Annotated in this window: 7 protein-coding genes; all 7 read right to left on the bottom strand. The window is 61.7% G+C overall.

What is annotated here, in order from left to right; all coding sequences use genetic code 11:
* The coding region (locus ACUSIJ_RS25155; protein WP_449311174.1) for a hypothetical protein at positions 1-222 on the bottom strand (222 nt) is incomplete at its 3' end.
* Complete coding sequence (locus ACUSIJ_RS25150; protein ID WP_449311173.1) at positions 209-589, bottom strand: hypothetical protein; 381 nt, start codon at positions 587-589, stop codon at positions 209-211. The genes ACUSIJ_RS25155 and ACUSIJ_RS25150, both read right to left, overlap by 14 nt.
* A 399-nt stretch (positions 590-988) precedes the next feature.
* Positions 989-2,641, bottom strand: coding sequence for a hypothetical protein (locus ACUSIJ_RS25145; protein ID WP_449311172.1), 1,653 nt, complete (start codon positions 2,639-2,641; stop codon positions 989-991).
* Positions 2,642-2,643: 2 nt separating this feature from the next.
* On the bottom strand, positions 2,644-3,486 hold the full coding sequence (locus ACUSIJ_RS25140) for a hypothetical protein (protein ID WP_449311171.1): 843 nt from the start codon (positions 3,484-3,486) through the stop codon (positions 2,644-2,646).
* Between the two features lie 16 nt (positions 3,487-3,502).
* The gene (locus tag ACUSIJ_RS25135) at positions 3,503-5,194 is read right to left on the bottom strand and encodes a hypothetical protein (protein WP_449311170.1); all 1,692 of its coding nucleotides are present in this window, start codon (positions 5,192-5,194) and stop codon (positions 3,503-3,505) included.
* Positions 5,195-5,200: 6 nt separating this feature from the next.
* Positions 5,201-6,778 (bottom strand): hypothetical protein, encoded by a 1,578-nt coding sequence (locus ACUSIJ_RS25130; protein WP_449311169.1) that lies wholly within the window; start codon positions 6,776-6,778, stop codon positions 5,201-5,203.
* A gap of 6 nt (positions 6,779-6,784) precedes the next feature.
* On the bottom strand, positions 6,785-13,507 hold the full coding sequence (locus ACUSIJ_RS25125; protein ID WP_449311168.1) for a tape measure protein: 6,723 nt from the start codon (positions 13,505-13,507) through the stop codon (positions 6,785-6,787).
* Positions 13,508-13,574 lie beyond the last annotated feature (67 nt).

Here is a 13,574-nt window from a genome sequence, read left to right as displayed (position 1 = left end):
TACATTGCGGCGCGGCCGGTTTTTCCATGCAGCTTGCGCGGTGTCGTAGGACAGCACGTCGCCGTCCTGCGGATTGTCGATTGCAAGGGGGAGGTCGATGCTGCCGCTGCCGGGAGGACCGGGCGGGCCTTGCTTGCCGCGCATGCCAGGAACCTGCACCTTGATCACTTGAACCTTCGGTTCCTCGACGACGATAATCGTTGGTTGGTTAGGTATCGGCATTCGCGCCTCCCAAGATCGTGACGTTGCCCGCCACGAATGTCCGCTGCCCCCCGTCGTCGTCGCGGAGTTCCAGCTCGTATTCGATCAGCTCATGTCGGGGCAAAGAGCGGGAGAATTCGACGGTGTATCGCCATTCGACCGTGCGCTTTTCATCGGGCGGGTCGACAACATTGCCGTCCTCGTCGACGGACTCCCTGATGGTGACGCCGCTATCAGGATTGGTGCTCGAAAAATCGTGCCGGATGCCGCGCGAAGGGACGATGATCGAAAACACCGCCACCAGACCGTCCAAATCGAACGGGAACTCGAACGGCACCACTGGCAGATTGTTCCCCGCCCATATCTTGAGATTGTAGTATCCGGGCATTGATGACCTCCGGAAAAAGAAAAACCGCCCCAAGGGACGGCGGGTATGGATAGGATGTCGACTAGGTAGCCCACCCGATCTTGATTGTGATTGTTCCCGACGTGGGCAACACGTATCCGTCAGTAAGATTGATGTTGCCTGTCTGAGCAACTATACTATACTTCGTTCCATTTACAGTTATACTTGTCGCATCTCCGGTTGGAATAAAGTAAGAAAGTGACGTCCCGGCGCCTGACCAAATCAAATACCGAACTCTAGCATCGCCAGGAGATATGCTGCCATAACCTTCACTGATACTAAATCCGTAGTCGCCAAATCCAGATCCAATCGTCAGCGTGTATTCAATTTCGTTTCCTGTGTCAGGCGAGCTTGCTGCCAGTATCCCCATGGTCATCCGCATCAGGATAGCCCTCCGATGAGCAGCCATTCATTCGTCGCGCGCTTGTAGAGCGAGGCGCCGCCATACTGCTTGGCGATGGCAAGTTTGCTGTCCGCAGATCGGATCGTGACACCAGATGCGGCAGCGATTGTCGTTTGACCCGTTCCCACCTGGAAAACATCGATGCGCGTGCCGATGGGGAATGCTACAGTCGCATTTGCAGGCACAGTTACCGTGTTGGCGCTGGAGTTGTTGCGTTCGACCACCCGGCCGGCGTCGGCCAGCGCCAGCGTGTAACTCGTACCCGTCTGCGTGTTGATGCCGACCAGCAACCCGAGAGGCTCAAACAGGGTATCGAAATACGTCTTGAGCGTCGACTTGACGTTCTCCCACGATATTTTATATAGTGCACTTGTTGCATAATGTATAAAAGGAAGATACCTTGCGTCTTCAAGTGTTGAAGACGGTGTGTTTCTAATAGAAATTCCTATATTTTCTCCATTGGTGACGTCTGCGCTCTCCTCGATACCGGAAAGCTTATCGGCCTCTGTTGTGGTGTAGGCCTGATACCCATCATCCCATGCCCCGGTCAGTGTGCCGGAGCCGGTCACGGGAGAGCCGGTCACGGTAAAGCCGGTCGGCAGGGCAAGCGCCACGCTGGTCACGGTGCCATCGCCTGACGGGAGCTGATCTATGGTCAGGCCGCTGCCTTTGATGACCTTGCCCGTGGTGCCGTTCGACAGCATGATCTCGCCGTCGACGACGCCGCCGTTCGGCCCGACGACGTCACCGGAGCCCTCCCCTGGCGCGCCACGCATGTTGAACAGCTTCGTCCACGTGCCACCTGATTTCGACCAGAAGTCACCAAGCTCGCCTGTTGTCCCGTCAGCGGATTGCAGCCAGTAGTCGCCGTTGGCTCCGTCACCGGAAACTGGGTCCCGTGCCCCGTTGATGATTTGAGCACCGCGCGGACCGGGATCCCCCCCATCTCCCTTCAAGGCCGACAGGGCGATAATATCCGTCCACGTCGATCCGCCGACATAGCGCCACTGGATATGCGTGGCGCTGGCCTGGACCTCGATAGGCGTTCCGTCGTCGCCGCGCAGGTCAGCAAGCGCAACAAGATCGGTCCACGCCCCATCGGCCAGTCGCCATTGGATGTGCGTGGCCGTTGTTTGCAACTCGACCTGTTTGCCGTCCGCGCCCGCGACGCCCGGTCCACCAGCCACCCGGATCGTCCAGTCGGCGCGAGACCCGCTCCCGGCAAACGACACGACGGAGATGATCAGCGATGTGCCGCTGTAGGACGTTGCCTGCCCGAGGATATAGTGCGTCGTCGGGCTGGCATTGGACGTCAGCAGCAGGAACGATCCGGCGGAGAATGCCTTGCCGCTCTGCGTCGTGAGCGTCTTGCTGCCGGCGCTGATGGAGACCGACGTCGTGGACGTGCCGGATAGGGATGCAGCTTGAGCCGAGGCCGACGCAGCAGCGGTTGCGGCATCACCGGCTTCACGCGCCGCCGCCTGCCCGACCTTCGCGACCGCCCCTAGCGCGGGCACAAAGTTGACACGGTGACCGTCCGTGCCCAGGCCGCCCGGATCACCGGGATAGTTGTTTCCCGTCGTGTTGTTGAGCGTATTGATGGCGGCAAGTTCGTCAGGAGTCAGGGCCATGGTCAGATGATCTCCCTTATCTCAAAGCCATAGGAGGTGTGCGCGGTGACGATCGGCTGCCCGATGGCGTCGCGGGAACGCATCCGGCCCAGGAACGACCGGCGCTGGACATAGGTGCTGTCAGGATCGGGGACGACGAATACTTCGCCACTCGTGCCGAGGTCGCGCATCATGTTGAGGGCCGAGCCGTAGGTGTCTTCCTCTTTCAGGTACGGCCATGCGCAGTTGAAAACGCGCGGCTCCTGCCTGCGCCAGAAGTATTCGCTCCCGCCGATGCTCTCCCGCACGACGGTTCGGTCTTCCAGCGATAGGCCGGTCGAGCCGGGCTCGTAGTTGATCGACGGCTGCCATTTCTTCGGCATCATCAGCCGGCCGAATTGCAGATAGCCGGCCGGGTTAGTGGTATCGTCCACCTCAATGCGCCAGTAGCGCGCGCTGACCGGCGATGGCAGGAAGTGCATGATCCAGCCGCGCAGTTCGACCTCACCACTCGACGAGATGCCGTACCAGAATCCAGGGTCCTCCCATGCCAGCGACAGCGACGGCACGACGTTGGCCGCTACCCATCCGCTGTCATGCAACGGCGATGTCATGCCGGAATTGGCTGCACCACGGGCCCGATATTTGAGCTGCCCCGACGCGTTGTAGGGGCCGAGAAAAATGGCCGGTATGGATTGCGCCGCCCCGAGATCGACGTTGACGATAGTGCTCGTCAAATTCGCGTTGGTGGACCGCGCCACGCGACGCAGCATACGATTTTTCAGGTTGTTGAGCGGCAGGCCAACTGTCCATGATCCGCCGGACAACGTCGCCGTGTCGGCGAAATTGCCGTAGTAGAGAGCCAATTTTCCCATGGAGTCCTCAACCGGCAAGATAGATGCAGGCGCAACGCTTTACGCTGTCCGGAGACGCAAACGTCACGTCTTCCCGCGCCTTGGCGACGGTGTAGTTGCGCACGATGCCGTCCGGCTGCCGCTGGCCCTTGCCCCGCAGCGTGGATGTCATGATCAGGTCGCCGGCCCGGATGTTCCCGCCCCGGCCGCAGACATTGACCTGCCCCTCGCCCACCGAGTTGATGGCGAGCCGGTCGTATCGCTCAGCGAGGATTTCCCGCAGGCGAGACCGTCCTTCCTTCTGGGGGAGCGCCCCCATCATACTGTCCGGATCAAACGCCACGCGCCGCGACACCACGCCCACGGCGGCGGGATCCGCCTCGTCCTCGGCGACATAGACCTCCGTCACCGTATCATCGACGCCGTTGCGAGCGATCACCTTGAAGTCGCAGACGATATCACCGACCTCTGTGGACTCGTCTTTAGCCACAAACGCATCGTGGCCGCCCGTGAATGGTCCGTAATTCCCGCGCTCTGCGAACGCCGCCCACCCGCCACCGCCCTGACTGACACCCAGTACAATCGAGCCACCAGCCTCGATCAGGGTTTGGGCGCGGATACAGTGCGATGTATTGCCGGCACCTGTTCCGTTGAACAGTGCTCCAATACCTCCGTTGCTGAAATTTTGCACATGTAATACTGGGATTTCAGGGTTTGGGTTAAGTCCAGTTAAATGTGCAACAACACCACCCTCGCCAGAGCCAAATAGGATATTTTCTGTATTACCTCCAATATCTATCTGACCAACTGCATTCGTAATGGTAATATTATTTGATCCCTGATTTATTGCGACCCGATGTCCAGATGGCGCCGTTTGGATGGTGATGCCCGTAAGCTCGCCCGCATTGATCTGACTGGCATTGAGCGTGCCGGTGTACGTCACGTTGGTGGCCAGAAAGCCAGCGGTGATGTTGCTCGCTGCGACAGTCCCCAGATACGAGACATTGGCCGATAGAATCCCGGCCGTTATGGTGCCGAGGTTGGCGCTGATGGCAGAGAGGCTACTGGCATTGACCTGGCTGGCATTGACGGTGCCGGAATAGACAACCCCGGCCACGAGCGTCCCGGCGGTTATCTTGTTGGCGGCGAGACTGTTGATTTTCGCGCTGGTGACTGCGAGGTCTTCAATATTTGCCGTGCCTACCGCCGCACTGCCGATTTTCGCCCTTGTGATGGCCGCGTTAACGATATGCGCCGTATCGATGGCGGCATTTTGCATATTCGCTGAACCGACAGACAATGCCCCGAGCTTGGCGTTAGTTACCGCGCCTCCGTTGAGCTTTGGCGTCGTGACGGCGTTGTCCTGCAACTCGCCGGGTCCGACGCTGTTCGGGCCTGGCGCGGCAGACGATGTCGAGGCCGACATACCCCCCGTCGCGCTCGGCGGGAACCAGTCACCCAGATTGCCGGACACGTCGCGGGCGCGAGCCCAATAATAGCGCGTGGTATTCGCCGCGAGCCCCTGCCTGGTCAGGCCGGCGACAGTGTCGCCAATATAGGCCGAGACGTTGCGATTATTGCTCGATGCCTCCCATATCTCGACCGCGGCCAGTTGGAGGTATGGCAGGCACGACTGTCCGCCAGTTACCGGCGCAATGACAATAACCCCCACGCCCCCCGTCGCGGTCAGCGACGTGACGGTGATATCGCTGTCTGCCATGTCGGATTATCCCCAGCAGGTCAGGGCCACTGTCTGCGCCGGATCGTCGGCGGTGCCGTAGCTGTCCTCGCGGCCGATCACCACGAAGTTGCGCCCGCCGCTGTAGCCGAACCGGGGCACGTCCACGCGGATCGTATCGCCCAGGTTGATCGCCGTGGCGCGGGTGTATGCCTCATCGCCACGCTCGCTGTCGCCGAAGGGCAGCACAATGCGGATGGTGTCGCGCCGGACGGACCGCAGCGCCAGCAACCGGGACGCCTCTGCGCTTGCCGCCGATTGGCCGGCCAGCAGCGTATCGATTGTGATCTCAGGCGACAGGCGGTGCTTCGTCTGGATCGAGGTGTTCTCGGCCCGTGCCTCGCGATACTCCGTCGAGAGGTAGGCCCGCCGATCGTCACTCACACAGCCGCCGACCTCGCCGTCCTGCATCAGATGCCAGATGCGGCCGTAGCGCAGTGTAACGCGATAGGTCGGGATGCCGCGGCCATCGTCCGTTGCGGCCAGCAGCTCTATGCCGCCACTGCCGAGGATATCATCGGCCGTGAACGTGTCCTTCGGCGTGCCAGGACCCGACACCCGGCCGACCTGAAACACCCCGAGATGATCAGGCGCCAGCCAGCCGCCGATGCTCGCCAGCACTTGCGAGATGGCGTCTTTGGTGTGCATGTCGGTGTCGATGTAGATGCCGCACTCGACCGGGTTGAGATTGTGCAGAGCCGCAAACGATGACGCGTTGTAGTCGACCGACGTCAAGCCGGCGCGAATGAGCATCCGCTGCGCAATCTGCGCCGCCGAGCGCAGGCCAGCTGCTCCCTCAACCACGTCAGCCGTGATCTGCTTATACGGCGCGCCGCCGAGCCGCGCCAACCCGAGCGAGAGACACGTGCCGTAGAAGCCCGGACGAATGGTTGCGCTGCGCAGGGCCGAGATAGTCGAGAAATTGCCCGCGCTCTTGAGCTGCACGCCTGCGTCATAGACCGTGATCGACTGCAATGCGCTATCTGACCACTGGTAAATCAGGTCATAGGGATTGGCGAGGAGGCCGGGAACGTTGAAGACAGCGCCGAAGATCAGCGGCTTGATCTGGTCCTTCAGGTCCGCATTGCCCTCGGCAGTTGGGCCTGTGCTCGTAGTCGTGCCAGCGTACCTATTTACCTGTAATGGCTTGTCGAGGTCAAGTCGACGATCGAAGATACGAACACGTAATTCAGTCCATGCCGATGTGCTGTCGAGCATTTCGACCGAACCACGAAATACGGTCGTCGCCTGAGAATAGGCCGTGTCCGCATCCGGCAGCACCTTGATCGTCACCGGCCGACCGTCAAAGCCGTAGTCGAGCCACGCATCGAGCCCGCCGTCGACATTGGCGAGGACGATATCCCCCATGCGCAAATCGGCCCCGCCGGAGATCGCGCCGGGGTTGAACAGGTGCCGGGCAAACAGACCAGGCGCGATCACGCGCGGCTCGTACCAGGTGTTCGCCGGGACGTCGGAGGGCAATGTAGTGTAGCCCTCTGACGCGAGGCGCAGCGTTTCGGTGCCGGAGCCCGTATGGGCCTCCATCTCGACAAGATAGACGGTCATTGATGCTTACCTCGTGCCCGACGCTTGATGAATACGACGTTCGACTGTCCGCACCGCACCAGTGTTCTGGTCCGTTGCAGCAACCGTGGCGCTAAACCCGGCCGCCAGCACCTGTTTCAGCTCGTTTTTCAGGCTCGCAACCTCCTGCCGCAGCGCTCGGATCTCGTCGCGGGCGCTGTCGTCGTTGGCCGGTAGCCGGCCCGTGGCGTTGATCGCCGCAAGCGTCGGCAGCGTGTCGCGGTTGACGGCCGGTGCGCGGGTGACGAACTCCCCGCCGGCTAGCGCGATGTTCCCGCCCCCGGCATACCGGGCCAGCACGCTGTCAACGTCCCACCGCCCGTTGCCGACCATGCCGCCCGTGGCATAGCTGCCAACGATGCCGCCAAGCCGCATGCCGCCAGCCGCCTGGATGTCCTGCATGCGCCGGAGGACTTCCGCTGCGGTCATGGCCCCGACGTCGAGCTGATTGGCCCAGTATTGCAGTCCGGCCGTGTCCGCCTCTCGGCCGAGCACGTCGCGATAGGCCTGCTGGACAAACAGCTCGTTCGGGTTGCGGTTTGCGATGGCCTGCTGCTGGGCGAGGATGTCGTTTTGAACCCGCTGGGCATCGGCGAGCGCGGACTCCGCCGCCGTCAGCTCAACGATTGCCTGATAGACGGACATGACGCCCTGATTGATGCCCAACAGAGCGTCCATTTGCGACCGGACGGCCTCCAGATTGGCCTGAGCCACGGCAAGGGCCGTATCGGCCTGCGCCTGCTGCTCCTGAGCCGTGGCCAGGTCGGCAACAGCCGCGTTCAGCTCCGCCTGCGCCTGCTCGATGGACAGCACCGTGTCGTCGATCCGGGTCAGGGCAGCGATCTGCGCCTCAAGGGCGGCCAACTGCTGTTCGGCCTCCGAGAGCTGGTTCTGCGCCGTGCGCGATGACTGGTCGAGGATCGTCTGAACGTCGTTGAACGCCTGATAGTAGGCCTCCGACGACGCGTAGTAGCTCCTCGCCTCCGACAGATAGTCGCGGGAAACACGCTCCAGTTGGTCGAGCGCATCCTGATCGCCGCCCATGGCGCGCGCCGCGATGTCCTGGAATTGCCGCTGCGCCTCCGCCAGGCGCTGTTGCGGGCTGAAGGGCGACAGGGCATCATCCAGAATTAAACTCGCCTTGAATTGCTGAATGCCCTTAATAAAGCTTTGCAGCCTGCTCACCGTGTCGCGCAGCACGGCGGCCTGATCCTCGTATCCCTGCCGCACTGCGTCCTGCGCACGCTCCAGGGCCCGCTGCGCATCGTCCACGCGGGACTGCGCCTGGTTGACCACATCGGCCGCCGCGCGGGCTGCGGCCTGCGCCGCGTCCACCTGTGCTTGCGACGCGTCGATGGCCGCCTGAGCCGCGCGCTGAAGGTTCTGGCGCGCCGCGTCAACCGCCTGTTCCGCCGCGGATACTGCCTGCGCCGCGAACTGTGCCTGCACGCCCAGGCGCTCGGCCGCAATGGCCCTCTCCAGCGCCACAAGGTGCTGCCCGCCGGCCGCAAGCTCTGCCGCCCTGTCCGCCGCCGCCTGTCGGTCGAAGGCGCGCAAGGCGCCGTCCAAGGTGCCGTTGTCGTTCATGGCGTTGAAGAACCGGTCCTCGTAGCCGCGCAGGCGTTGCGCCGCCGCCGCGATCTGCGCCGCTGTCTGCTCCACTGCCTGTCCGGCCTCCCGGAGGCTGCTGGCAAGATCCGGGAACCACGCAATCAGGTCGGCGAACGCGTCGCCCGTGAGGCCCGCCGCGTCGACGATGTTCTGGCTCGCCAGTGAGAAATACTGGTTGACCAACCCGAGATCCACGCCGACGCTCTGTGCGAGAGCGGTCAACTCGTCCCGTTCACGGACGAGGTTCCGCATGTCGACGATGTACCCCTTGCCCTGTGCCCCCAGGATCTTGTCGATGATGTTGTTCTGGACGTCCCAGAAGGTGTTGCCGACCTGCTGCGCCACAGCGGAGAATTCCGTCAACTGGCTCGCGAGCTGCGGGAACCATGCCAGCAGGTCCTGGAATGCCTCGCCGGTGAGCTGGGCATTGTCGACGATGTTCTGCGCCGTCAGGTCGAAATACTGGTTCACCAGCGCGACATCGACGCCGAGCTGCTGGGCGGTCGCGGTCAGTTCATCGCGCTCCTTGATGAGCGCCCGCATATCGCTGATGTACGATTTGCCCTGCGCCCCGAGGATTTTGTCGATCAAGTCCTCATAGAACTCGCCTGCGGTCTTGCCCACATTCTGAACCGCCGCCGCGAACTCGTGGACATGGTCCGTCAACTGCGGCACCCATGCCAGGAGCTCGGAGAAGGCAGAGCCCGTGAGCTGGGAGCTGTCCACAATCGACTGCGCCGCCGCAGCGAAATACTCCTCGACCAGCGCCATGTTGCCGCCGACCTGCTCGGCCGTGGCGAGCAGTGCGTCACGCTCCTGGACCAGTTCCTGCGCCGTCGTGATATAGGCCCGGCCCGTGGCGCCAAGGATCCTGGTGTACATGCTGGCGTTGAATTCGTCCGCTGTCTGGATAGCCGAGTCAATCGCGGCCACGAACTCGTGCACAGAACCGACCAGCTCGGGGAACATGGCCGTCAGCTCGGCGAAGGCGGAACCCGTAAGTTCTGCCCCGTCGACGATGGACTGTGCAGAGAGCCTGAAGTAGGACCAGATGCGCTCGCCTTCATCGATCCCCAGAGCCGCGGCGTCCGCGTAGAGCTGCCGCATCTCGGCGAAGGCGTCAGACATCTCGTTGATGTAGCCCTTGCCTTGCGCGTCAAAGAGCTTGGCGGACAGGTCGGCGCTGAAGCTCGTCCGGAGCGCATCCATCGCCCGCAGCACGCCATCATTGATCGCCCGCGCCGCATCATCGCTCGACATCCAAAGGTCTTCGAGGATGCCCTGTAGGGCCGAGGCACGGCCGTTGACCTGCTGGATGGCGGACTGGACGGCCGTCAGCGTCTGCACCGGTTCCAGCATGGCGAGGGCTGCGCTGCGTGCGGCCTGAGTGGCTTCATCCGAGACAGGACCACCCCATTGCTGGAAGGCGTATTTCACGTCCTCAACCCACGCCATCAGCTCGTCGCCGAACGACTGCATCTCGTTCTTCGCCGACGAGAACGCACCCGACATGCCACCGCCGGCGCGAAGTTGGTCGAGCATGCCCTGATAACCGTCTCGGAATTCCTGCCGGGTTCGCTCGACGTAGGCGTTGAACTCGTTCTCGATCCGCTTCACCTCGTCGAACTGGAAGGCGAAGAATGCCGCGCCGCCCAACTCGTTGGCCTTCTTGTGCACTTCGTCGATGGTCTGCTGCAAGCTGCCGGTGATCTCGCCACGCAACGCCGCCGTGAACGACTGGATCTGCGGAATGGCGTCCTGGTATGCGGCCTGCGCCTGCGCCATGCGCTCCTGTTTGGCTTGATTGCGGGCCTGCTGGTTGGCATATAGGGACAGGCCCGCGCCGATGGCGGCACCGATGCCAGCCAGTGGCCCCATCATCGCGGACGACAGGCTGAGCCCGGCTGCGAGCGACAAACCGCCCATCCCGCCGGAGATAGCGCCGCCAAGGCCAGCCATGCCGGGACTGCCGCCCGCCGCGCCGACGCCGTATGCGCCGACGAGCGATGTCAGCCCAGCTCCGACGCCGAGGATCTGCTTGCCGTACTGCTGCATGAACGCCGGCATGCCCGAGGCGACGTTGCCCTCGATGGTGCCAGTTCTTGCACCTTCGAAGGCGCCGGTTGTCGTACCGGCCTCTGCACCCTTCTCGATCTGCTTCGGGAGCTGGTTGAACAGCTTCGTCTGGTTGCCCAGCAATAGGCCGAAGACGCCGCCGACTGCGCCGGGATTGTTCGGGTCGTTCGATGCCAGCCCCGTGAACTGCGCCAGCGGGCCTTTCCCGGTCAGGAGAGCGTCGAGGGAGGCTTTCGACCATGCCTCGCCGATGCCCTTGATCGCGTCCTGTAGCGTCTGCGCCTTCAGGATCATGTCTTCGAGACCACGCACCCAAGTCGCAGAAACGAGGTCTTGGACTTCGTTGACGGCCTCGATGGCCTTGCGCTTCTCGTCCAGAATCCTGATGTACTTAGCTTCCTCGACGGCCTGCCTTTTCAGCTCATCGATGTCCTCCGTTTTCAACTTTGTATTATTTCGCAGAGCAGCGGCCTGCGCATCGTACTGCTTCTTCAGGAAAATCGACTCTTCCGAGGTCTTACCATAACTGTCGATCTCCAGCTTAAGGAGATCAATGCGCTCTTGGCCGGAATGTATGAGTTGCTCGACGGCGCTGTTGAGGCGCGCCTCCGCCTTCGCCTGCTTGTCGGCTGCGGACGCCGATTTGTTGCGCTTCGCCTCTTGCTCCGCAAGGTCGCGATTCAGGTTCTTCAGATCGCGCTGCTCGTTTTCCGCGAGCTGTGCGAGCAATCCTTGGACCTTGGCATGGCTCTCGCCGGTTTCGATGAGGTTTTGGATCTCCTGCCGCTGCTTCGCGTACGCTGCCGTAAGCTCCGCCCGCGCACGCTCCGCCCGAGGAAGGGAATCGCGCAACCCCTTGGCCGTCTGATCGTCCAATTTTTGCTGGGCAGCGGTAAGGCCCGTGATGCTGCCGGTGGCCTCGGCCGTGGCCTTGTTGAGCATCTCCATGCGGCTGTTGAACGCGTCCCAGTTCCCCGTTTGCTGAAGGGCCGTCAACGCCTCTGCGGCCTCAATCTGAAAATTCTTCTGAACCGCAGCCAGATCTGACTGCGCCTTCATTGCAGCGCGCATGCCCGGAGCAAGGGCAATGATCTCCTTCATAGCGTCTGACAGGCCAGCTACCTGTCCTGTCGCTACTGCCGAGGCATTCCCAAACCCAGCCACCACTCCGGTTGTACCCGCCATAACGCGGGCGAGAGCTTCCGTATCGCCAGTCGCCGCCTTGAGGATATCACTATGACGGGCGACCTGACCTGATGCCTCCGCATACTTGGAGGCATATTCCGCAAGGCGCGAGACGAGCGCTGCCACAGTGGGGTCAAGCTTATTAGCGTCAACAAGCATTTCATTGAAAACACCAATGTCGCCTGTCCGCTCCAAACGATCGAATGCATCCGCTATTTTAGCCAGACCAGCGCTCGTAACCGCCTCGAATTCTATAAACGGCTGCTCACTCCACAACGCGTCATGTGCGTCTTGAGCTTTTTTCTTGACATTTTCAAGGGCAGACAGTGCCTCAAGGTAAGTAATTTCCTTTATTCTGCTTGCAAATTCATTTACATTCGCTCCGACATCTTCATATATGGCCTTGACCCGCTGCAATACGATCTCATGCGAAACCAGCGATGCGGTGGCCTCATCAGTGCGTGTGGCCCAATATGCGACGCCGGCGGCGATGCCAGTGATTGCAAGCCCCAAAGGACCGCCGAACGCCGCATTCATCACCCTTAACGAAACTGCCGTAGCCGTCGCGGAAGCGTTAATGCGCCTCGTAGCAATGTCATAAACGGCTAGGTTCGCGGCAGCGGTGAGCGCGGACGTGCCGCTCGCGATCAGGCCAGGGACCATTCGTCCAACCATGACTCCTGCAAGAAGCCCCGCAGCCGTCGCGGAAACCTCGAACATGCGCTGCAACGCTTCCCCGTCTTGCGACAGGTGCCGTATTCCGTCAGCTACAGATATGATCACTCCCGCCACGGCAGACGACGCGCCTGTTAGCTGATCGAAGGCCCCGACAAGTGCCGTCACGTTTGTGCCGACACGGGTGAAGGCGTCCGCTACCGTCGCTGGCATTTCGCCGGCCCGCGCCCGTACCTCCTCCAAGGGATTGATGATAGCGTTTGCTATGACCTCGCCCGTGATCTTGCCCTGAGACGCGAGCCCGCGCAGGCCGCTGACAGTGGTGTTCAACTCATTCGCCAGTGCCTGCGCCACTTCGCCGCCGTTGGCGAGAATCGTTTCGAGGCCCTGCGCCTGAAGTTTGCCGACCGCCATTGCTTTCGACAGCGCGTTCTGAACCGATGCCGCCTGCTCACCGCGCGTGGCCGTCAAGACCAGCATATGATTGAGGGACTCTGTATAATCGGCCGCCTCACTGGCGCTTTTTCCCAGATCACCCAGCGCGCCGACATTGGCCGTATACACCTCCACCGTCTGGCTCAACGGGCTGTATGAGGCATTCGCCAGATCAACCATCCTCTGCATCAACTCGGGCGCGGCATCCATATCCTTGACCGCCGCACCGACGCGTGATTGCATGTCCGACCACGCATCCGCCATTTGGCTCAGCGCACCGACGCTGAAAGCGCCGGCAGCGGCAAGCGCCAGCCGGTTGAATGCCGTGGAGAGTGCGTTTACGCCTGACGTCGCACCAGTCGTCGCATCGTTCACCCGCCCAAACGAGGCCCGCGCCCTGTCAGCGCCTTGTGTCGCCTTCTCAAAATGAGTAGCAAGCTGCCGCATGTCACGCTGGTACTGTTCGGTGGAAATGATCCCCTGATCGAGCGCACGCTTCAGTGTCGATTGCCCCTGAATAAGTCGCTGCGTAGCACGGAAATTCTCATCAACCTGCGCTTTCACGCTTTTATACGCGCGGTCGGCACGGACTTGCGCCTTCGACATCTTATCAGATGCCACAACCACGCCGTCATGAGCGTCCGTCAACTTATTGAGCGCGCCCGTGCCTTCATCAGCACCTGTCGTCTTTACGTCGATGTTGATTTCGTCGTTGATTTTTTCGGCCATGCGACGCTCCCAATAAAAAAACGCCCTCTGAGGGGCGCTCGTGGTAGATAGTGTATGGTGCCTATGA

This window comes from Pseudochelatococcus sp. B33, assembly GCF_053570585.1.
The sequence above is the reverse complement of the archived record's forward strand: the minus strand, read 5'-3'. Positions and strand labels throughout refer to the sequence as shown.